19 protein-coding genes and 1 tRNA gene are annotated in these 22,850 nt (G+C 35.4%); 3 read left to right on the forward strand and 17 right to left on the reverse strand.

Going from position 1 to position 22,850, the window contains the following annotated elements; genetic code table 11:
* Positions 1–15: 15 nt before the first annotated feature.
* The 13 genes from A9G45_RS01330 to A9G45_RS01390 form a co-directional block, all read right to left on the reverse strand.
* Positions 16–597, reverse strand: coding sequence for a YiiX/YebB-like N1pC/P60 family cysteine hydrolase (locus A9G45_RS01330; protein WP_065566116.1), 582 nt, complete (start codon positions 595–597; stop codon positions 16–18).
* Positions 581–1,168 carry a biotin transporter BioY gene (locus tag A9G45_RS01335; protein WP_065566117.1) on the reverse strand — a complete coding sequence of 196 codons (588 nt, stop codon included), beginning with the start codon at positions 1,166–1,168 and terminating at the stop codon, positions 581–583. Before A9G45_RS01335 ends, A9G45_RS01330 begins: the two co-directional genes overlap by 17 nt.
* Positions 1,169–1,330: 162 nt before the next feature.
* Entirely contained in the window at positions 1,331–1,963 is a 633-nt protein-coding gene (locus A9G45_RS01340; RefSeq protein ID WP_065566118.1) for an MBL fold metallo-hydrolase, read from the reverse strand.
* Positions 1,964–1,967: 4 nt separating this feature from the next.
* Complete coding sequence (locus A9G45_RS01345; protein ID WP_065566119.1) at positions 1,968–3,371, reverse strand: DHA2 family efflux MFS transporter permease subunit; 1,404 nt, start codon at positions 3,369–3,371, stop codon at positions 1,968–1,970.
* Positions 3,372–3,532: 161 nt separating this feature from the next.
* On the reverse strand, positions 3,533–3,847 hold the full coding sequence (locus tag A9G45_RS01350) for a hypothetical protein (protein ID WP_065566120.1): 315 nt from the start codon (positions 3,845–3,847) through the stop codon (positions 3,533–3,535).
* Between the two features lie 286 nt (positions 3,848–4,133).
* Positions 4,134–4,925: a TatD family hydrolase gene (locus tag A9G45_RS01355; RefSeq protein WP_065566121.1), complete on the reverse strand. Its 792-nt coding sequence runs from the start codon at positions 4,923–4,925 to the stop codon at positions 4,134–4,136.
* Positions 4,926–4,934: 9 nt separating this feature from the next.
* On the reverse strand, positions 4,935–8,144 hold the full coding sequence (gene recC / locus A9G45_RS01360; protein WP_065566122.1) for an exodeoxyribonuclease V subunit gamma: 3,210 nt from the start codon (positions 8,142–8,144) through the stop codon (positions 4,935–4,937).
* 72 nt (positions 8,145–8,216) lie between these two features.
* Entirely contained in the window at positions 8,217–8,459 is a 243-nt protein-coding gene (locus tag A9G45_RS01365; protein ID WP_065566123.1) for a hypothetical protein, read from the reverse strand.
* Positions 8,460–8,533: 74 nt separating this feature from the next.
* A complete protein-coding gene (treC, locus tag A9G45_RS01370) occupies positions 8,534–10,207 on the reverse strand; it encodes an alpha,alpha-phosphotrehalase (protein ID WP_065566124.1) in 1,674 nt (557 codons plus the stop codon).
* Positions 10,208–10,287: 80 nt separating this feature from the next.
* On the reverse strand, positions 10,288–11,715 hold the full coding sequence (treB, locus tag A9G45_RS01375; protein ID WP_065566125.1) for a PTS trehalose transporter subunit IIBC: 1,428 nt from the start codon (positions 11,713–11,715) through the stop codon (positions 10,288–10,290).
* A gap of 189 nt (positions 11,716–11,904) precedes the next feature.
* Entirely contained in the window at positions 11,905–12,867 is a 963-nt protein-coding gene (gene treR, locus A9G45_RS01380) for a trehalose operon repressor TreR (RefSeq protein ID WP_065566126.1), read from the reverse strand.
* A 409-nt stretch (positions 12,868–13,276) separates the two neighbouring features.
* Positions 13,277–14,389 carry a 5-methylcytosine restriction system specificity protein McrC gene (locus tag A9G45_RS01385; protein WP_065566127.1) on the reverse strand — a complete coding sequence of 371 codons (1,113 nt, stop codon included), beginning with the start codon at positions 14,387–14,389 and terminating at the stop codon, positions 13,277–13,279.
* The gene (locus tag A9G45_RS01390; protein ID WP_065566128.1) at positions 14,389–16,089 is read right to left on the reverse strand and encodes an AAA family ATPase; all 1,701 of its coding nucleotides are present in this window, start codon (positions 16,087–16,089) and stop codon (positions 14,389–14,391) included. Before A9G45_RS01390 ends, A9G45_RS01385 begins: the two co-directional genes overlap by 1 nt.
* Positions 16,090–16,546: 457 nt before the next feature.
* Here A9G45_RS01390 and A9G45_RS01395 point away from each other — a divergent pair, with 457 nt between their 5' ends.
* Positions 16,547–17,074 (forward strand): hypothetical protein, encoded by a 528-nt coding sequence (locus tag A9G45_RS01395; protein WP_065566129.1) that lies wholly within the window; start codon positions 16,547–16,549, stop codon positions 17,072–17,074.
* 29 nt (positions 17,075–17,103) lie between these two features.
* Here the strand turns inward: A9G45_RS01395 and A9G45_RS01400 are convergent, their stop codons facing one another.
* Positions 17,104–17,436 carry a winged helix-turn-helix transcriptional regulator gene (locus tag A9G45_RS01400; protein WP_065566130.1) on the reverse strand — a complete coding sequence of 111 codons (333 nt, stop codon included), beginning with the start codon at positions 17,434–17,436 and terminating at the stop codon, positions 17,104–17,106.
* Between the two features lie 221 nt (positions 17,437–17,657).
* Here A9G45_RS01400 and A9G45_RS01405 point away from each other — a divergent pair, with 221 nt between their 5' ends.
* Positions 17,658–18,293 (forward strand): NAD(P)-dependent oxidoreductase, encoded by a 636-nt coding sequence (locus tag A9G45_RS01405; RefSeq protein ID WP_065566131.1) that lies wholly within the window; start codon positions 17,658–17,660, stop codon positions 18,291–18,293.
* Positions 18,294–18,680: 387 nt separating this feature from the next.
* On the opposite strand, the gene A9G45_RS01410 is transcribed toward A9G45_RS01405, so the two are convergent.
* The gene (locus tag A9G45_RS01410; protein WP_065566132.1) at positions 18,681–19,184 is read right to left on the reverse strand and encodes an NADAR family protein; all 504 of its coding nucleotides are present in this window, start codon (positions 19,182–19,184) and stop codon (positions 18,681–18,683) included.
* Between the two features lie 240 nt (positions 19,185–19,424).
* Between A9G45_RS01410 and A9G45_RS01415 the strand changes: the two genes are divergently transcribed.
* Positions 19,425–19,501, forward strand: a tRNA-Met gene (locus A9G45_RS01415).
* A 40-nt stretch (positions 19,502–19,541) separates the two neighbouring features.
* On the opposite strand, the gene metF is transcribed toward A9G45_RS01415, so the two are convergent.
* Together metF and metE are read right to left on the reverse strand one after the other, a co-directional pair.
* Positions 19,542–20,417 (reverse strand): methylenetetrahydrofolate reductase [NAD(P)H], encoded by an 876-nt coding sequence (gene metF, locus A9G45_RS01420; RefSeq protein ID WP_065566133.1) that lies wholly within the window; start codon positions 20,415–20,417, stop codon positions 19,542–19,544.
* A 135-nt stretch (positions 20,418–20,552) separates the two neighbouring features.
* The gene (gene metE / locus A9G45_RS01425; RefSeq protein ID WP_065566134.1) at positions 20,553–22,826 is read right to left on the reverse strand and encodes a 5-methyltetrahydropteroyltriglutamate--homocysteine S-methyltransferase; all 2,274 of its coding nucleotides are present in this window, start codon (positions 22,824–22,826) and stop codon (positions 20,553–20,555) included.
* Positions 22,827–22,850: the final 24 nt, after the last annotated feature.

The raw sequence follows: 22,850 nt of genomic DNA on the forward strand, positions 1-22,850 counted from the left end.
GTTAATTACCTCCTTTTAGGATAATTCAAGTGTTAGGATTGTCTTGAATAAGTGGTCTTGTCTAAGTAATTGCTGTGGATGTGAGCCAAGCTCTTGTTGTGGGATCCTCTGCTTTAGCTCACGATAATAATCAATCCAATAAGGTAAAATTTGATTTGTCGTTAAATCCTTAAAATTCATTGGATATAATGCGAAATAGTCACTACCATGCTTAGTTTTGAAAGCATAAGTGATCAGCTCACTACAATAAAATCCGTCCGAATCGGGATAAAAGCTATGATTGTAAGGTGAACCTAAACAAGTTTTAACTCGCTTAATTGCATTTTTAATAACAACTAAATCATCGATTCTGCCAATAATATTGCGCTTAGCTGCACAAATAAAATCAGCCAGTGGTTGTTCAATCACACCATATTGTTGCGTTGCTTCAATAACGATATTATTTCCGATATATAAACCGACATGATTGATATTTTTTGTTATTTTATCCATGTTAGGCACTGCGCCAGAACAGTTTATCGCGTCACTAAAATCATTATCTTCGTTAAGGCTTTGGAAGATGATATCGCCACTTTGAATATTATTGATTTTTAGCACGATAACGCCATAGAGAAAACATTACACAAGTTGCAATGATAAATTTGAGCGCATCAATACCGACAAATGGAAAGTAACCCACTTTTAAAGCATCAATAAAACTAATGTGCAAATAGCCCATCAAATAAACAACACCAAATGCAAATAATAATTGATGCGCACAAGCAAATGCAATTAAACCGAAAATAAAGTGACGATCATAACCTTTTTCTGCTGCAAACCCCGCTAAATAAGCGCTAAAAACATAGCCGTATAAGTAGCCAGAAGATGGTGAAGCCAGCGCCATAATTCCACCACTACCATTGGCAAATAACGGTAACCCCATTGCGCCTAACAATAGGTATTGGAGTATGGCTAATGTACCTAACTTACGACCTAAGAAAGCACCAATTAACAACACCGCTAATGATTGTAATGTAAATGGAACGGGGTAAGTTGGAATACTAATATTAGCCGCTAGCCCTAAGAGTAATGCCGCACTTGTGGTAGCCAATAGTTTACGTTGCCAAGAAGATAAGTTAACCAATGTGGTAATAAACGTTGGATAATACGAAGTCAGTTGTTGTTTCATTATTTTCTACCTTTATTCATAAATAGTAGAACTATGATAACGTAATGCATCTTAATGTAAACTGTTTTTTATTAAAATAGTTTACATTAAGATGATGAGAGGAGCTTTTGTTATTACGCACTAAAATAAAAATGTAATAACAAAGGCTATGTATTTCTTAACTTAGATTAGATAAGGATTGCTAATTCGTTCATGACCAAAACTCGACATCGGCCCATGCCCTGGCACAAAAATAAAGTCATCGCCAAGAGGTAATAATTTGTGGGTAATTGACGAAATCAAATCGGCATGATTGCCACGAGGAAAATCAGTTCGCCCTATACTACCTTTAAATAAAACATCACCAACAAAAGCTAATTTATCCAAATGATTAATAAAAACAATATGTCCTGGGGTATGTCCTGGGCAAAAAAGCACATCAAGGGTAGTTTTTCCTACTTGGATCTGATCACCTTCTTTTAACCAACGATCAGGTAAAAAACTGTCAGTATGTGGAAAACCAAACTGAACGCATTGTTGTGGCAAAGAGGTTAATAAAAATTCATCTTCTTGGTTTGGCCCAATAATTTTCACGTTGTAATGTTTAGCTAATTCAACGGCTGCACCAACATGATCTAAATGCCCATGGGTTAATAAAATTTGTTTAATATTAACACCTAGTTTTTCAATCGCTTTTTTAAGTAGCTCTGGCTCACCACCAGGATCAATAACAGCCCCTTCCATCGTTTTATCACACCAAATAATGCTACAATTTTCTTGGAAAGCGGTAACTGGGATAATTTGGTATTGGAACATATGCTTATCTCCTTGTTTCTTGATGATGAGCAGTTAAATTTTGTCCATCTTCTTTTTTTAATTGCGCAAAAATAAAACTTGATAATATGGTAACAACACCAAGTATAACAAATGTTAGTTGGAATGCGTGAATAGTATTAGTCGTATTGCTTATCAATCTGAGTAAAACCGCCCCAAATCCTGTGCCAAAACTAATTGCTAATTGTTGGTTAACTGCCATTAAGCTATTGCCACTACTTGTTGTTTCACCTTGTAAATCAGCTAAAGTTATACTATTCATCGCCGTATATTGCATAGAGTTAATACCACCGATACAAAATAATAATAAACTGATTAGTATAAGTGATGTTGATAAATTTAACTGAGACATTAGCACAATCATTACACCCGCTAAAATCGTATTAGCGACAAGTACTAAACGATAGCCTAGGCGAGCTAAAATACGCGGAATAAAAATACGGGTGCAAATTGACGCAATCGCCATTGGTACAAGCATAACACCTGCAAAAATAGCTGAATAGCCGAACCCTACTTGTAATAACAAGGGAATAAGAAATGGCACACCAGATATTCCTAATCGACAGATTAAATTTCCAATAATGCCTATTTTGAATGTGCGAATCTTAAAAAGCGATAGTGGAAATAATGGAGCCTGTTTTTTTCTTGCATATCGACGATAAATAACCAAAAAGAACAAGCTAATGGCAGCAAGTAACAATGGAAGATCATATTTCTGATTTTGGTTTAAAATCTCAACACTTAAAGTGGCACTAATAAAAGCAACAACAATAAATATAAAACCAAACAGATCAAAAGGCATCTTTTCGCCTTTTAAATTGGGCATATATTTCCAACTAATGATTACGCCTAAAATACCAATAGGCAAATTAATAAAAAATACCCAATGCCAACTTACCACATCAACCAGATAACCACCCAATACAGGGCCTAAAACAGGTCCAATTAGGCCTGGAATGGTGGCTGTATTTAAAGCCGCTAGAAAATCACTACGTTTAAAAGATTTAATTAACACCAAACGTGATATGGGTACCATCATTGAACCACCAATACCCTGAATAACGCGTGATATATCTAAAAAAAGTAATGAATTGGATAAAGCACAAAGCAAAGAACCAAGTGTAAATAGCGAAACAGCCATGACAAAAATATTTCTTGTGCCAAATTTATCCGACAAAAAACCGCTGACAGGAATAAACAATGCTAGAGTCAATGCATAACTTATTACTGCTGATTGCATATTTAAAGGGGACTCATTAAGATCTTTAGCCATAGTGGGTAGAGCTGTATTTAATATTGACGTATCAAGTGATTGCATAAAAAAAGCAAAAGCTGCAATCCATGGTAATATTCGATACACAAAGGGGGATAACTGTAATTCGCTATTCATTTTAATCTAACCCAAAATTGATTTAAATGCAGTATAAGTGCTGGTATAAGCACTGAAAGTTAAGCTCTTCTACTGAGTGTTGTATTCGGTAGGAGATATGATAAATGCTATTTTACAATAATATTTATCAATTATTGGCTTTTTTCTTATTTTTAACAGGGTTAACTTACCAATAGCCAGCCAGAAATATTGTGCCAAACCGAAAATACCGTAGCAGAAAAAGCTGATAATACCGAAAAATAGGGAGTACCTAATGTGACTGCAAGCGCAGGGTTTTGTATTCCTACTTCAAAAGACATTGTTCGACAGGTTGACTCATCAAAAAACAATAAACGTCCGCTCCAGTAACCGCTGATCATTCCTAGTATATTATGAATGGCAACCACAATAATAACGCTGGCGCCAACTTGACTAATTTGGGCATGACTACCAAGATTAAACAAAAAAGGCGAATATTCAATGAAGATTTTAAACATCAAATGGTTAGCCTTTAGCAACACGGTAAATCACGTAGTGAAATCGTTGCAGAATATGATTTGACCCCATCAGCATTGGAGCGTTTGATAACGTAAGCCAGCTAAAGTGGCTCATTTAAAAAAAGGTAATTGTAGTTCGCAAGAATAAGAGTTGCTAGCTTTGCGCAACGCGATTAAACAACGCCGTATGGAAAACGATATTTTTAAAGCAATACTGATAATGGGGCGAAAATCACTATCCTAAACCAAACCGGCATCGTTATAGTACGACAGGGCTAGGGTTATTTTAGTTGTTTTGTGTATTTTTCACTCTGTTGATTCTACTAAATAACGTCAAGGTATTTGTTATAATGGTATTAAGTATATCATCTGATGATTCTTTGCGTAATTGCAACAAGACTTTAAAAACCTCAACAATATATTCAGGACGATTAACTTGCCCTTGGCGACCGCTTAATGGCATGTCAGGCGCATCGGTTTCAAGTACTAAGCTTTCAAGTGGTAATTGGGCAATAGTATTTCGCGTTTTATTCGCTCGCTTATAACTAATTACACCACCGACACCAATATAGTAGCCAAGCTTAATAAATTGCATGGCTTGCTGATAGCTACCAGAAAATCCATGTATCACGCCATGGCAAGGTAAGTTGGCTTGCTGCAATTCGTGGTACATAATATCGTGTGATTTGCGTGAGTGAATCAAAACAGGTAAATCAAACCGTTTGGCAAGTGCTAATTGTGATCTAAAAAACGATAATTGCTGTTGCCAATCTACTGTTAAATCATAGCGATCGAGTCCTATTTCACCAATGGCAACTAATTTTTTAGGTTTGGTTTCAACAATATGGGTTAACAGCTCTAAATCAGCCATTGTATGTTGATAGATAGGATGTAATCCCAAAGCAGCATAAAGTTCAGGGTAAAGATCCGTAAGTTGTAAAACAGTATCAAAATAATTAGCACTAACCGCAGGTATAATTAACCCAACAATACCCGCTTGACGCACCTTATACATTGAGTCACCAAGCGCACCAGCAAAAGGTGGAAAATCAAAATGGCAATGTGTATCAATAAACATAATGTCGCCTTATTCTACCGTTACTTGATGTAATAAAATGGGTAATAAAAATTGCTGAGCTGCAAATATAATCTGTTCAATTAACTCGTCCGTTAATTCAGGATACAAGCGAGCATAATAACTGTCACATTCAGCAGATTGATTAAAGCCACCTTGCCAAGTATTTAATAACTTATTTATTGCGCTTTCGCTGGCGACAATTTCACCTGTTTTCTTATTATAGGCTGCCATTAACCAACCCCATGCACATTGCACAGGTAACAATAAAGGTTGATTGATACCATGCAAATAGCCATCTACTAACGTGGTTAGAATGGTCATAGCTTCATCATTTGGTAAATGTAAAAAACGCCATTGTTTACCATCTAGACCATAGATACGGCTTTGGCTTTCAACTTTATCAGGGTTTAAGATGCAATAAACTAAATGATCAATCCACAACGAAATCCCATCTCGAATTGAAAGTTTTGACGGACGCCATGTCAATATACCATCATCTTGAATATGAGTTAGCCAACCTTGCAATGAATAATCTTTTTTATTGGTCGAAATGGTTAAATTGACTTCTTGGGTTGTCATGATCAAGCGTTCTTGATTGATTTTATTAGCTAATGATTGTAGTGCTTCAAATTGTTCATCATAAATAATTTCACCAAATGCACCATCTGGTAACTCGCCAGTTAAGGCTAATTGTTGATAAAAACTATCTGGATCTTGACTATTTGTTGTAATTTGTTGATTTAAAATCTGCAAGTTTAATTGATAACGTTTTAAATTATCCAAGTTAAAATTTTCAGCATCGGGCAAAGTATCGTCTAGATAATTAGCATAAAAATTAAAACGCTTCTGTAAAAATAGACGAATAGAATGATGATAAAATCGCTTTAATTCATCAAGGTTAATGTCATCGACAATAATTGTTGGAATTTCGCTGATAAATGATTGGCTTTTACCTTGTTGTAATGCAGCAGGTAACCACTCGTCGGCATAACTTTTAGGATCTTGTAAAAAGTTTTTAGGATTAAATGGTGTTCGTGTATGGATAATTTTTAACGCATCAAGATGACTATGCTTATCTAAACTATTTACAGATTGATTATTATAGTATTGAACAATATATTCCCAAAGCTCATCAACAAGTATAGAAGGATAACGCTCACTATTATCTTTCATATCACGACCAATATAACTGATATATAACTGTTTTTGGGCGGATAAAATTGCTTCTAAAAATAGATAACGATCATCCGTACGACGACTACGATCCCCTCGCTTTGGATGATGTGCAATTAAGTCAAAATCAAGGGGAAGAGATGTTCTTGGATAATCGCCATCATTCATACCAAGCAAACACACAATTTTAAACGGTATTGAGCGCATTGGCATCATGGTACAAAAATTTACCTTCCCAACTAAAAAACGATGAGCCAAATGGTTTTGCTCTAAACGTGATTGCATAGCATCATGCAAGATAGCGATAGATATATTATCTGTATAATTAGCCGTTAAACCACTACTAATCAATTTTTGCCATTCTTCTTCAAGCATCAACAAAATGGATTCACGTTGCGGATTGCTGACAAAAAAATCATTAATCAATTTAAGGCAACAAGGTTGCCAATCAATTAGGGATTTTTCTTCACTTAAAATAACAACCCACTCATTAACAACGTTAATAAACTCGGCTAATTGGCCAATTAATTCAGCATCTAAGCCTGTTGCGCCATCGTAAGGTAATATCTGTTGCCAGCCACCTTGTTCGCTACTCATGGTATAGCCAAGCAATAACCGTTTAAGCCCAAATAACCAACTATGCCCACTATCAAGCCCAAAACGAATACCCGATTCCACAATCCAAGTTCGTAGCAAAGTTAATTGTGATTCACTAATGGCAAATTTTTCGGCAATAGCGGGGATTTCTAATAAGTTAAATAGCTCTTCGGCCGTAAATCGGCTTTGAGGAAAATTTAAGATAGTGAAAAAACCTTGCACAATCGGATCAATATTTCGTGCTTTTTGATCAGAAATAGTAAAAGGTAAAAATCGCTTCCCAGTAGCATTTCCAAACACAGCGCGAATATAAGGAACATATTTATCAATATCCGACACCATAACAATGCAATCACGTAACTCCAATGTAGGATCATCATCAAAAACCGATAACAGATAATCATATAACACTTCAACTTCTCGCTGTTCACTATGGCAGGCATGAAATGAAATGGACTTATCCATAGGTGATATATGTTTATTACAAAATTCGCTTTGATAAAGATCCAAAATATCTTGTTGTATGGTCTGTAACAAACAAGAACAATCCAGATCGACAAACGCTTCAATATCTTGCTTATGGCTAAATTCTTGTAGTAAAAATAGATTATCTCGACCTAATTTCCCCCACGAAGTTAATAATGGATTAGGGATTTTATCTGGCGTATTTTCGATATCTGATAATTGTTTTTCAACAATATCTCCCCAATACCATTTACATGGATTATTAAACATTAAATGGACATCAATATGTTGTCCAAGTGCTGAAAGTAATGAGAGATAAATAGGGGGAAGCGAAGTAATACCAAAAATAAAAATACGCTCAGGTAACGGATCTAAACAAGCACGATCAAAATGTTTATCTAACAAAATCTCAAGCATTTGCTGATAAATATTAGCCCGATGATAAGGTTGGCTGATAGCTATTAGCTTGCGCCAAAGCTCGGCTTGCCACGTTTCATCAGAATGATGCTTTAATTCGGCAACAGTTTGATTGGCTTCCCATTTTGCCAACCAATCAGGGCGATAAACTAAATATTGGTCAAATAACCAAGCGATACGCGTTGCGAGTTGATAGCGTTTTCTATCGTGTTTATCATCATTAAGATAATGGCTAAGTGCACTAAATTCAGGTTGCTTAATAACTTGGGGTAATAAGTAATATAAACGCCACGTCATTGATTCAATATTATAACTATTTTCAGTTGGCGCATTGGGTAACAATTTTTGGTATAGCTGCCAAATAAACTGTGTAGGAAAAAGAAAGTCAACATTAGCCACAATCCCCAATTCATCAGCTAACGCAATTTGCAACCATTGTGCCATACCTTGGCTTTGCACCATAACGACATCAGGTATGAATACGTCTTCTAATGGTTGCCTGAGCATCAATTCACTTAATAGTGTCTTGAGTAGATCGACTTGGTTAGAATGATAAATGATAAACATAGTAACAGCAAATTTGATAAGGTTGTTTAGGATTATCGCTGATCGTTACTAATAAATCTAGCCATCTAAAAACTATTCTTCTACTTTATATTTTTGCTTAATTTTGGTGCGCTGACTAGATAGGTAGGTTGGTGAATGTTTGCCATTGATAGGATTTGTATGCGCTATTTGATGCTCAATTGAGCCTTCGCAGTAAACAAATTGAATAGTACATGATTTGCCACCCATTGTGACGACATAATGGGCATTTAGCGATTTGATACATGAAATGCCAAATTCAGCTAAGGAAAGGCAAGCTTTGGTTAATATGTACAAGTTTTTATATGACTTACTACCATTATGATTATATAAAAACAGGCAATCTATCTTTGATTGCCCATATTGCTTGCTTAATTATTTTGTTGTAGCCAATACATTGCTTCATAAGGCCTTAATGTTATTTGCGAACCTAAGAACGGGCTATCTGGATAATTACTTAATAATTGATTCCAGCTTAGATGTTGTAATTGTGTTGGTAATGCGTAATTGACTTTTTTATCAGTAAGATTAATTATTACCAATAGTTGTTGCTGACAGTAACTACGTACATAAACCCAATAATCGCCAATATCAGCGGAAAAATCGCGATAGTCGCCTAAAATAAAAATCGGATGCTGCTTGCGGAGCGCAATTAAAGTTTGATAACAATAAAATATTGAATCGGGATTATTGAGTGCGGTATTAACATTAATTTGTGGATAATTATCGGCAACCTCAATCCATGGTTCACCTTGCGTAAACCCTGCATTAACTGAGTTATCCCATTGCATTGGGGTTCGGCTATTGTCTCTGGATTTACTGGCTAAAATGGCTAAGATTTCCTGCTTTGTCATGCCTTGCGCGAGTTTTTCTTGATAGATATTCAGGCTTTCAACATCGCGATATTGCGTAATATCCGTAAAATGGGGGTTGGTCATACCAATTTCTTCGCCTTGATAAAGATAAGGTGTTCCTTGTAAACCATACAGCAACATGGCTAGCATTTTGGCTGATTGTGTATGATATTGGTTTTCGTTGCCAAGGCGCGATACAATGCGTGGCTGATCATGATTACACCAAAAAATGGCATTCCACGCTTGATTATGCATGCCCGTTTGCCAATAACCGATAATTTTTTTAAGCTCAATTAAATCAGGTTTAGCTAAACACCACTTATAGCCATTAGGATAATCGACTTTTAGATGATGGAAATTAAAGGTCATAGTCAATTCTTTACCATCTAATGCGGCATATTCTCGGCAGTTTTCTAGTGTGGTTGATGACATTTCACCAACCGTTTTCAACTGGTAGGGTTGCAACACATTAGTACTCAGATCCTGTAAAAATTCATGAATACGTGGACCATCGGTATAAAATCGTCGTCCATCACCATTTTCATCATTAGGAAAATTCTGCTGTTTAGACACTAAATTAATCACATCAAGCCTAAGCGCATCGACCCCTTTATTCGCCCAAAATTGACACACTTTCTTGATTTCATCACGAACGGTTGGGTTTTCCCAGTTGAGATCGGCTTGTTCTTTAGCAAATAAGTGTAAATAGTATTGCTCTGATGGTTGATGCCATTGCCACGCTTTACCGCCAAATTTTGATAACCAATTATTCGGCTCTGCTCCATTTGGGGCGGCATCTTTCCATATGTAAAAGGAGCGGTAAGGGCTATTTTTATCTAAAGCCGCTTTAAACCAAGGATGCTGGGTTGAAGTATGATTAAACACCATATCCATCATAATTCGGATATCTCGTTGATGAGCTTGTGCAATGAGTAGCTCAAAATCAGCCATTGTGCCATAACTTGGATCAATATCGTAATAATCCGAAACATCATAACCGTTATCAATTTGCGGCGATGGATAGATTGGCGTTAACCAAATGGCACTAATTCCAAGGTTTTTTAAGTAATCTAATCGCTTAATAATACCTTGTAAGTCTCCAGTTGAATTTGTGCCACTAGCTTGAAAACTTTTTACATAAATTTGATAGATAGTCCCATTTTGCCACCAAGGAATTGTAATTTTGTTCATTGTGCACTCTTTTTGTTAATCAGTTAATCAGTATCACTTACCGTTTAGTTAATACAACGATAAAAAGTGACATCAATAAGTTAGCGGATATTTAACGTGCCTTGCTTCTGTTTTATTTTATAAACTAACGAGGTTAAAACAATCGGAACGACAATTGCTACCAACATAGCAACGGCATAAATTGACCAATATATCGGTTTGATAGTCAATATGCCGGGTAAGCCGCCAACACCAATGCCATTAGACAACACGCCAGCTAACCCACAAATTAATCCGGCTAACGCCGAGCCAATCATGGCGCATAACATCGGGAACTTATAACGCAAATTAATGCCATACATGGCAGGCTCAGTCACGCCTAAATAAGCTGATATCGCCGCAGGCACAGAGACTTCACGTTCATTTTGTTTTTTACTGGCTAAAATGATACCAACCACGGCTGAAGCTTGAGCTATGTTAGATAAAGCAATAATGGGCCAAATTGGTGTTCCACCCATACTATTGGTCATCTGCATGTCAATAGCAAGCGTGGTGTGATGAATACCTGTAATTACCAGTGGTGAATAAATAAAGCCAAAAATAGCCGAACCAATAAAGGCATAATCACCGGTCATTAAGTATTTAACAATATAAGCAATACCGTTACCTAACATGCGACCAAATGGGCCTAAAACAAAATGGGCTAAAAAGACCGAAGTTAGTAACGCAACAATAGGTACAATAACCAAAGTTAAATAATCGGGAACCATTTTTCGTAAACGGGTTTCGATAAAGCCGAGTGCTAATCCAGCAAAAATCGAGGGAATCACTTGTGCTTGATAACCAACTTTAGCAATAGTAAACCAACCAAAATCCCATACTTCGGGTATTTTGCTACCTAAATCATAAGCATTCATTAATTGAGGCGAAACTAAGGTAACCCCCAACACAATACCGAGTACCGGCGATCCGCCCATTTTTTTGGTGGTTGACCAACAAATAGCAACGGGCAAAAAGTGAAAAATTGCCTCGCAAGGTAACCAAAGAATACTATAAATTGGTGCTAACCAAGGGTAACTTTCGGTAAGCGGTTTATTGTCAATAAATGGCATATCACCAAGCACATTACGCAGTCCCAGTAATAACCCGCCAGCAATTAAAGCAGGCAACAGGGGTATAAAAATTTCGGCTAAATTAGAGATCAACCTTTCAAAAAACGACATATTTTGTTTAGCCACAACTTTGGTTTGTTCTTTGCTTGATTCGCTTAAATTTAATTGTTGTATCAATACTTTATAGTAGCTATCCACATTGGTACCAATAATGACTTGAAACTGTCCAGCATTAATAAAACAGCCTTTGACAAAAGGTAATGCTTCTATCGCGTCAATTTTAGCTAATTTGGGTTCAACCAGCGCAAAGCGTAACCTTGTTAAACAGTGGGTGACACTGGCAATATTTTTACTACCACCAATAAAATCAATCAATTGCCCAATAGATTCTGTGGTTATTGTTAATTCTTTAGCCATAATAACGTTCCCTTGATTGGTAAAATCTCAGTCTAAATCATTCTATTTGAATAGATCATCTGACTATTTTTTGCTTAATGTTAAGCATAGATTGAAATGAATAATTAATAAATGGGAACGTTCCCTTTTTTGTGATTGACATCACAAATTGAGATTAAATAAGCACAAATTAACTAAATAGGGAGGTTACTAGCCTATCAACTTGCAAGGCACAGTGATAGTTTTAAAGGAGGCCTGATTTTGTAATAGATTCAACAATTCTTGAGCGGCATAACTACCCGCTTTATCAAAACCCAGCTCAACGACATAAGTTTTAGGAAAAAGAAAGCTCAGTAGTTCACTAGTACCAATACTACCAACCACAATATGTTCTAACTGTTTTTCGTGTAAGTATTTATTTAATCCTAATGCGATGCTATCTGTTGCACAAACAATTGCCGATGGCTTTTGTGCTAATACCGGTATGGCGAGCTCATAGCCTGAGCGATAACTTAATTGACCTAAGGCCGCATTTGGGATCAGTTGATATTGCTGACAAAAATCCAGATAAGCTTGGTAACGCCGAGCGCCAGTGGTTTGGTCTTGTTGATCAATACCAAGATATCCAATGTTTTGATGTCGTTGTGACTGATATAAATAGGTAAGTAGCGTATTTACTGCCCCTATATCATCATAACAAATACAAGTATGAGCAGGAAACTTTCTGGCAATCACCACACTTTTATTTTGCCAGAAGGGTAATAATGAATGCTCAAGCCCAGTAAACGCAAAAATAACCACGCCATCAGCTTGCTTGTCTTTTAGCATGGATAAATGCTCTTTAACTTTAGCGGCACTAAATTGACTCTCCATAATAATAGGATCATAACCATGCTGATAAAAAATAGGCAACATACTGCGAACCGCTTGATTTTCTGACCATGAATCAAGGCGGGTCACAATAATACCAATGACCTTATTGCCATAACCACGCATGGCGCGAGCTGATTTTGACGGCGTAAATTGATGCTGTTCAATCATTGCCATCACCTTGGAGCGTGTACTGGCTCTAACCATTGGGTCATGATTTATCACCCGTGACACCGTCGATTTGCTTACCCCACAAAGCTTTGCAATATCTTTAATCGTCAAATTGTTTGAAGATATGCCCATAATAAATTTAGCCAACAAAAATCAATAAAATCATACTAATCTATTTTAGAATAAATAGCGATTTTAGATTGTTGATATCAACTTGATAAACTAGTGACACAGTTAATGACTAAAACAAAAAAGATGAAAAATTTCATTGCATTTCTATATAAAAATCGTTCAGAAAAGCCATTGATTTTATTGAAGTTTTTATTTTACATTTTTAAGTGAAATCAAGCAGTTATAAGGTGGATGCTGTCGGTAGTACTGTTAGATTTCAAGTTGTTTCCTTTCACAATATCTTGAAATTATTATCAATAATCTTTCAGAAATGAACTTTCAGATTAAACCCTGTTTCAATATGATATTTAGGTTTTCCATTTTGACTGTTTGGTTTTTTAGCAAAAATTATCACAGCATCCAATTTAAGCTAGTAAGGTAAAAAATCATTTAATAATGCCAATAAGCTCTCTTTGATTTTTGTATTATCTTGGGTTAAATCAATAGTACAAAATGCTAACTTATGTCCTTGAATCAGCATACTTTCATTAATCGTCACTCCAACTGTTGGATATAACAGCATTCCCGAAGCAGAAATAGATAATGAATCACTCTGTTTTTCCTGACTTCTTAGATAAGCATACAATTGATAAAGATGATGGCTACTTAATGAATGTGTTCTAAAACGCGATTTTTTCAAAATTGAGGTACATTTAGTATCAATAACCAACCGTTGATTCTGACTGCGATTTTCGATGATTAAATCAGTTTTCATTGTTGGTAAATAACGTTTTATATTCTCGGTTGCGTTGGTATATTGCCAGTTTAGTTTTTTGCCAGCATGAATGATCCATTGTTGAGGATCTAAATTTACCCGATAAAAACCAATTATCGCTTTTTCAAATAATTCGCGTAACCAATGATCGGTTTTTTTTAGTTGTTCAATGGTATGTAATCCTTGGAATTGAGTGGGAATTGACAAGCTAAAAATCAGTTTTGCTAAAGAGATTAAAGTATTATCTTTAAGATTTGCATGGTTAAAACGCTCCTTTTCATAGCAATAATGCGTTGTTTGACCAATCTTCAACGCAGTAAATTGATGAATGATTTTTCTACATTGTTCAATTAAGCTCGTATCCGTCAATTGTTTTACTAATAGATGAGCCGCAGCATGAATATAGCGATTTTTAGGGGTATCAATCGTTAAATCATCATATCGACATTGAATTTTACCCTTTGCCAATAATTGCTTACGCTGAGTAGTTAAAACCTCTATTTTTCCTCTGACACGATTAAGTGATTTTGTTGTGAGCTGGTAATCTGCGGCAAGGTGATGTATTAACCATTTATTTGCTACCTGACAATATAGTTTGGCAGCGAGCGTTATTAATTCCTCTGGGTTATTTTCTAGCTCTATTCTCTGCTTTTTCCCTACAGTTTTATAATAATCAGAAGCATAGAGCAAAAGTAGCCATATGTTTCTAATTGGTATTTTGGCAACGGTCGTATTGGTTAATAGCGGATGATTATTTATCGTGGCCATTATTGTGCATTACCTAATAATATATTCATCGCATCGCTAAATTTTTCAGGCTCGCCAAACCAATACTCTTCTAATAGAGGCTCGATTTCTGAACGAACAATATGCTTAAACCAATCTTGCGCAGTCATTTTTTGGTTAGAACAGGTAAAATAGCTATGCCCAATGGTAAATGCCTTGCCGAGTGTACTATCATTACTGATATATTGATTTAATGCCTCTATACGGTGCTTTATATCTTGTAATTGTTTCGGTGAAAAGGCGTGTTTTTCTTGCATATAGTTGAGCCAATTTTCACCAAAATGAGGACTTAAATGATAAAAGGCAAAACGACGGCGTAAAGCAAAATCAAGCATCGCTAACGAACGATCGGCAATATTCATAGTACCGATAACATAGAGATTGGCGGGAATAAATACGCCTTTTTCATTTTGGTGTTGGTATGTTAATTCTAATGCCTCATTTGGATTTCGTTTATCAGCCTCAAGTAGCGTTAACATTTCACCAAAAATTTGTGCCGGATTGCCTCGGTTAATTTCTTCGATCACAATCACATAATTTACCTGGGGATCGTTTTTGGCTTGATTGATTATTTCTAAAAAAGGACCATCAATCAGTGCTAACTTACCATCACTTGTTGGGCGATAACCGCGAACAAAATCCTCATAAGACATATTAGGGTGAAATTGAATTGCTTTGATATTATTTGAATCTTTATAGCCAACCATTACATTAGCTAAACGTTTAGCCAACCACGTTTTACCAGTACCTGGTGGGCCTTGTAAAATAATATTTTTTTTCGCTCTTAAACTGATTAAAATGGATTGTAACTGTTGTTTATCGACAAAACATCCCTCATTGATTAAATCATCTAAGGTATAAGATTGCTTCATTATTACTGGCTCAGTCATGTCTTGATTATCTGAACAGTCTTTCTCTAGATAACTTGCATCTATCTCTAGTAATTGGTATTTTCCATTTCCCAAAAATAACAAAATATTATCATTTCTCAGTTCTTGAAGCCTATTATCAATGCTTGATTTTATCGTTTTATTATTAGGAAATAATTGCTGAATTTCTTCTTTATAATGATCAAGAAATTCCGATCGAGTAAATATATTATCATTTTTCTGATAACATAATTGTTTAACACGACTTAATACAATATCTTTCCAAGTATCATTACTTGATTCGTTCATATTGTCAGCATAGTTATTACTATTAACATCGTTACTATTAATATCCCCATACCGTGAACGCCAATAAGGAGCATTACGGAACACGTCAATATCTTGTGGCTTATCATCAAAAGTAAAATTAATTAATTGTTCAGAAAACCAATTATCAGCTTTAACTTGCCAAATGACAGCGACATTAGTGTAAAAATACCACTTTTTATTTAAATCAGTTCGTTGCCAATTGACTTCCAATAATTTACCATCGCCGTGGTTCTTTGTTACAACCCCAATAGCCTTAATTTTCATAACAGAAACATTAAAGCCTTTATTATCAAAGGGTAAATTGTGCTTTTCCGTATAAGTTGATTTGATGGCAATTTGGTCACCAACCGCAATAGAACGCACTAGCTTTAAATATTTATCGTTATAACCACTTTCCCAAATGCCTGCACTAATAAAGCGATCAGTTTGATCTTTGCCATTATAGCTAGCACTCAAAAACCAATATGTTTTTGTCCCGTCCAATTGCTTTCCTTTCTGATTATGTTATTTATTTTTATGTATATTTTAAACTAATTTATTGTTAACCAAAAATAGAATGTTGATAATTTTTTGCTGACTATTGTTATAAAGTTATTTATGTTTTTAAAATACATAATCAAATAGTTAAATAATAAAAAAGTAGATGATTTTTAATAAATCTATTAATGATTTAAAAGAGTTGTGCATGCATATTGGGTTGAATTGTTTTATATAAAATGATCTTGTTGCTAGGCAAAAGAAATTGATTAAATTAGGCTATAAAATTATGCATCCTAATACATTGCCAATCACATATCTGCTATAGGATGTCATATTATATCGACCATTTACCCATTGGTATTAAAATAACTTTATTTCACGAAATTTTGATAAGCGCTATTCAATACAATTATTGTTATTTATAATATGAAATAATGATTTTAAAAAGGAAAAGATAACAGTGTCATACAGACTTTTATGCAGTTCACTACTTATTTTCGGCTTTTCAACATATGCATTAGCGACCGAAACAAATAATACCATTGAGTCACAATTTAAAGCGGCTTTATTATGCAACGTTGCGCCAATTGATGGTCGTGATGCAAAAGTGGTTAAACAACTCAGCGAGCAAAACATTACCGTAAAAAATTTAGAAGAAGATGGACTGATTAATTTAGAGTATCACTTTGCTAAACCGCTGGAAATAATGAATACCACTGTGTCACAGATTAAATATCAAGGCGATAGTGGTTCATACTTTTATGCGATTGCTAAAGGTGATATAGATACATTTGCCAAATCAATGGCAGCAATCCCAATCCCTGCCGATTTAAAAAAAGAAATATCTTGGGGAGATATAGGTCAATATTATCAATATACTGCCCCAGTCACGGAAGAAAATCCTTTTCCTAGTATCATTCTTATCGGTCGTGACAAAAATGTTAAATCAGATGAGTTTTATTTTGGCTGTGAAGAATTTGACAGCTAATCATGATTAATTTAAGGATGGGTAAAAGGTTACTCATCCGCTCTTAATTTGTAAGCCTTTCCCCACGCTAACATGGCATCATGCACCTGTTTTAGGCTTTGCCCAACCTCGGTTAACGTATATTCAACCCTTGGTGGAACCTCGGCATACACTTGACGAGTTAATAGGCCACTTTTTTCCATAGCGCGTAAATGCTGAGTTAAGACTTTTTGTGATATGCCAGTAAGGGATTTTTTTAGTTCACCAAAGCGTTTGGTGCCCGTAAGTAAATCACGCACAATTAATATTTTCCATTTGTCACCCATTAACATTAATGTGGTTTCAACAGGACAAATTGGCAACGCTTCACTTAATTTTATCATTATTTAATTGTTTAAATTCAATAATAGTTTCATAAAAGTAACTATAGCACTATTTAGTACCTACTTTACAGTAGAAAGTTTAAAGGTTAACCTGAAATCAAGCTATATCATGCTAATTATTATTAGCGTTTAGCGTTCATTCTTTATGATTTATTGAACGAAAATATTAGGTTATTGAATGTCGTTGATGTTAATTATTTAAACATTAAAAGGAGTGAAATATGAAAATTGCTGTCATTGGTGCAAGTGGTAAATCAGGCTCATTAATTGTTAAAGAAGCGCTTTCACGTGGGCATGATGTCACGGCGATTGTACGTAAATCAACTTCTCACGTCGATCCAAAAGCAAAAGTATTAGTTAAAGATCTGTTTGATCTGACTTATGAAGATTTAAAGCCTTTTGATGTGATTGTCGATGCTTTTGCCACATGGACTCCAGAATCATTGCCATTACATCAAACTAGCTTAAAACACCTTACTAATATTTTAAAAAATAGACCTAATCGATTATTAATTGTAGGCGGCGCAGGAAGCTTATACGTTAATCCAGAAAATACTATGCGTTTGGTCGATACACCTGAATTTCCTGATCAATTTAAACCATTAGCGACTAATATGGCTAAAGCGCTTGATGAACTTAGAAAATGTGATGATGTGCAATGGACTTATTTAAGCCCTGCTATAGAGTTTATTGCCGATGGAGCAAGAACAGGTCATTATAAAGCTGGCGGAGAGCAAGTGTTATTCAATAATAAAGGTCAAAGCCAAATTAGCTATGCCGATTACGCCATTGCAATGATTGATGAAGCAGAAAACGCTAAACATATTAAACAGCGCTTTACCATTGTTACTGAATAATCACACTAAAATAGTATGATTAAGTTTTTTGATTAGTTATAGATGCTTATGTTAAACAATAGCTAGTTGCATAACTCAGAAAAATTTTTAACCCTTTGCAACCTCTTTATTGTTTAGCGTTGTATCTCGTTTTTAGCGTTTAGTGAAACACATTAACCCAGAGCCATAACCCAAAGGGATCGAGAGGATCCCTTTGGGTCATTTTATCGATACTCTCGTAAAGTGTTGCCTAAGGTAAATTGCCCTACCAAGTGAGAATAATTTTTTTAGACTTTAGTGAAAAAGCGGTAAATTATTGTCGATAAGGCTTCAGGTAATATGGTATTTGAGTATACAAACCTACTTATTGGGAAAAATATACCTAAAAAAATAAGTCCGCCTTGTTTATTAACTTAATGTAGATTGTTCTTTTAATGCCTTACGCACGGCCATCAAAACTTCACCTAATAAGTTTTTTCCTCGCCATTTGGCCATATTAAATCGCATTTCATCATCCATACTTAAACCGATTCCCCAAACTTTATCATAAGGGCTGGCTTCTGCTAAAACTTTATCTTTGGTGGATAATAACGATTTTTTAAGCTCCGCATTTTGAGAAAACTTTGCATAATTACCTTTAAAAACAATTTCTTTCTTATGGTTATTCCATATCGTTTCATCAAAATTACGCACAGCTTGCCCGAGCTGCTTTTGCATTTTCGAGGAAGTGATAGATAAAATGGCATTGGCACTTTCTATATCTTGAAATAACAATGCTTTAGCATACATCATCCACTGCTCTGCACTAGTAAATGTAATGTTATCAATGACAAAATGGCAAGGGTACCATTGAGATAAATAATTGTCAGGACTAAAAAAGAAAATCATTTTCTTTTTTCCAACTTGTTTCATGGGCTACAATCGCTCCTTGTTTAGAATAAATGGCCTGAAATAAATTAGCTTTCAATTAAAATCAATTATTGATAACCATACAAAAGCTATATGGGTTAGTCAATGTAAAGATATTTTAAGTTATAGCCATATTTTAACAATGTAAGTGATTATATTGTTATTTTTGTTTAAAAATAGGACTTTTGAGTTAAAAGGGTATTGCTTTTTTATTTTATTATTATAATATAGCTACCTCTTTGACGCGGGGTGGAGCAGCTTGGTAGCTCGTCGGGCTCATAACCCGAAGGTCGTTGGTTCAAATCCAGCCCCCGCAACCAATTCTACCAAACTTATCAATCATCTTTCTTAAAACAAACACTATTTTAATTTCGGCACGGCTAATAACGTTGCTACCGCTTCGCTAATGCGTCTAGCAATATAACTATTATTCATCGTATATAAATGAACACCATCAACGTTTTGCGAAACCAAATCAACTATTTGATCAATAGCATAAGCAATACCCGCATCACGAAATGCATCTGGATGATGTTCATATTTTTCCATCATCTGTTTAAACTTCTTCGGTAGGTTTACACCGCACATTGAGACCATACGCTCAATTTGATTTTTATTGGTTACTGGCATAATTCCAGCTTCGATCGGCACATTAACGCCCATATCACGTGCTTTATCTAAAAAAGCATAAAAATAATCATTATCAAAAAAGAGCTGTGAAATTAGTTGATCAGTACCTGCATTCACTTTTTCTTTTAAGTGGATTAGATCTTGTTTTAATGTTGAAGCTTCAAGGTGACCTTCTGGGTAGCATGCGCCAACGATATTAAAATCACCACTTTCTTTAATAAAACTCACCAGCTCACTGGCATATCGAAAATCATCTTTAGGCTGTACATTTGGGCTGATGTCACCACGCAAAGCTAGCACGTTATCAATACCGGCACATTTAAGATCGTGAAGGATTTTCTGCATCTCGGTTTTACTGAAATTAATCCCAGGTAAGTGAGCGACACTCTCAATCCCATAAGTATGTTTGACCGAATGAGCAATATCGATAGTGGTTTGACCATTTAAACTCCCACCCGCGCCATAGGTGACACTGATAAAATCAGGTTTAAAATAACCAAGTTCACGTAATGTGCTATAAATGGTTTCTAAAGGCGATGTTTTTTTAGGTGGAAAAACTTCAAAGGAGAACACTGTTTTTTGATTAAAGAGTAGATTTGTTTTCATTTGTCTCATCCATTGGTTATGTCACTAATTATCCTTATTGACATTTCGCCGCCTAACATAGGCGGCGGTAATGTAAGGTTTAACAAAGTACTAGGTCTTAACAAAAGAGTCCTGCAACGTTGTAAAAAATAGTCACTAATTAAGCGTTTTTCTTACTTCTAATGTGGCTTGAACAAGGTGCTGTAAGCTTTCTACCACTTCTTTTTCACCGCGTGTTTTTAAACCACAGTCTGGATTAATCCATAATTTTTGCTTATCAATTTTTGCCAATAATTTTTCAATAGTTGCTTTAATTTCAGCCACAGGTGGAACACGTGGCGAATGAATATCGTAAACACCAGGTCCAACTTCAGTTTTAAAATGATTAGCTTTAAGCACATCAATTAACTGTAGATTAGAACGAGACGCTTCAAACGAGATAACATCAGCATCCATTGCATCAATATCTTTAATGATGTCGGCAAATTCGCTATAACACATGTGGGTATGAATTTGGGTATCAGCTTGAACTTTGCTATGTACTAATCTAAATGACGGAATCGCCCAATCAAGATATTCACTATTCCAATCCGCTTTACGCAGTGGTAATTTTTCTTTTAAAGCGGCTTCGTCAATTTGGATGATTTTAATGCCAGCCGCTTCAAGATCTAAAACCTCATCACCAATTGCTAATGCTATTTGATACACCGATTCTTTTTGGGAAATATCTTCACGTGGGAATGACCAATTTAGAATAGTCACCGGCCCTGTTAACATGCCTTTAACAGGCTTATCCGTCAAGCTTTGAGCATATTTTGAATATTCAACGGTAATTGGCTTAGAACGTGAAATATCTCCCCAAACAATCGGTGGCTTAACACACCGTGTACCGTAAGATTGTACCCATGCTTTTTCAGTAAAGACAAAGCCATTTAAACTTTCACCAAAATATTCGACCATGTCATTACGTTCAAATTCACCATGCACTAACACATCAATGCCAATTTCTTCTTGTAATTTAATGCATTCAGCAATTTTTTGTTGATTAAACTCAGTGTATTCATTCAAACAAATTTCCCCTTTTTTGAATTTAGCACGGTTTAAACGTACATCAGGCGTTTGCGGGAATGAACCAATTGTGGTTGTTGGCAATAATGGTAAATTAAAGGCTTTTTTCTGTGCTGCTTCACGCACCGAAAATTCAGGCAAGCGAGTAAAATCAGACTCTTTTAATGCAGCAACTTTTTGTCGAACAGTTTGATTTGCGCCTTCGCGTTCACGCGTAAATAGTGTCTGATTAGCTTTATAAGCTGCATGGCTATCTGGTTTTGCCTCATTAAATAGCTGACCAAGTTCAGCAAGTTCTTGTAGCTTTTCTTGTGCAAAAGCAAAATATGCACGTTGTTGAATCGTTAATTTAGTTTCATTTTGCAGGGTATAAGGCACATGCAATAGTGAACATGAGGTATTAATAACAATATTGGTTGCTTTTTGTTTGATTTTACCAAGTAATGCCAAGGTTTTTGAATAATTATTTTTCCAAATATTTTTCCCGTTTACAACACCTGCAAATAATATTTTATCTGATGGGAAACCATTATTTTCAAGCAATGTTAATGATTGCTTGCCTTCCACAAAATCAAGGCCAATACCATCAAAAGGTAAAGCAACAAGCTCTTTATAACAGTCACGTACATCACCAAAATAGGTTTGTAGAACAATCTTGGTTTGCCCTTTAACCGATAAAATGGCCTGATAAAGCTCTGCAAATAGCGCAATATCGTCCTTATTCAGATCTGTCACTAAAATGGGTTCATCAATTTGGATCCACTCAGCACCAAGTGCAGTAAATTTTTGGATGATGTCTTGATAAGCTTTAATAATATCAGCTTTAAAATCAACAAGCTGTTTATTACCTAAATACTGAGCTAATTTAAAAAAGGTTAATGCACCGATCACCACTGGTTTGGTTTGTACGCCTAACGCTTTGGCTTCTTGATATTCATCAAAAGGTTTAGTACCAGCTAATTTAATTTCTACTGAATCTTCAATTTCGGGCACTAAGTAGTGGTAATTGGTATTAAACCATTTTTTCATAGCAAGCGCACGTACATCACCTTTTTCACCTTGATAACCACGCGCCATGGCAAAATAGCGGTCAAGTTCAGGTAAGCCTAAATCTTGGTAACGTTTTGGAATGACATTAAGTAAACATGCTGTATCTAATACCGCATCATAAAATGAAAAGTCATTAGATGAGATGAAAGCTATTTTTTGATCGGCTTGTTGTTTTAAATGCTCGGCTCGTAGCGCTTTGGCTTCATTTAATAATTCAGCTTGAGTTTTATTACCTTTGAAATAAGCTTCTGTTGCAAATTTAAGTTCACGAAGCTTACCAACTCGAGGATATCCAATAACAGCAGTATTCATGTTTATTTCCTTTTTATCCATTTT

It is taken from the genome of Gilliamella sp. HK2 (genome assembly GCF_001690265.1).
Taxonomy (GTDB): domain Bacteria; phylum Pseudomonadota; class Gammaproteobacteria; order Enterobacterales; family Orbaceae; genus Gilliamella; species Gilliamella apicola_C.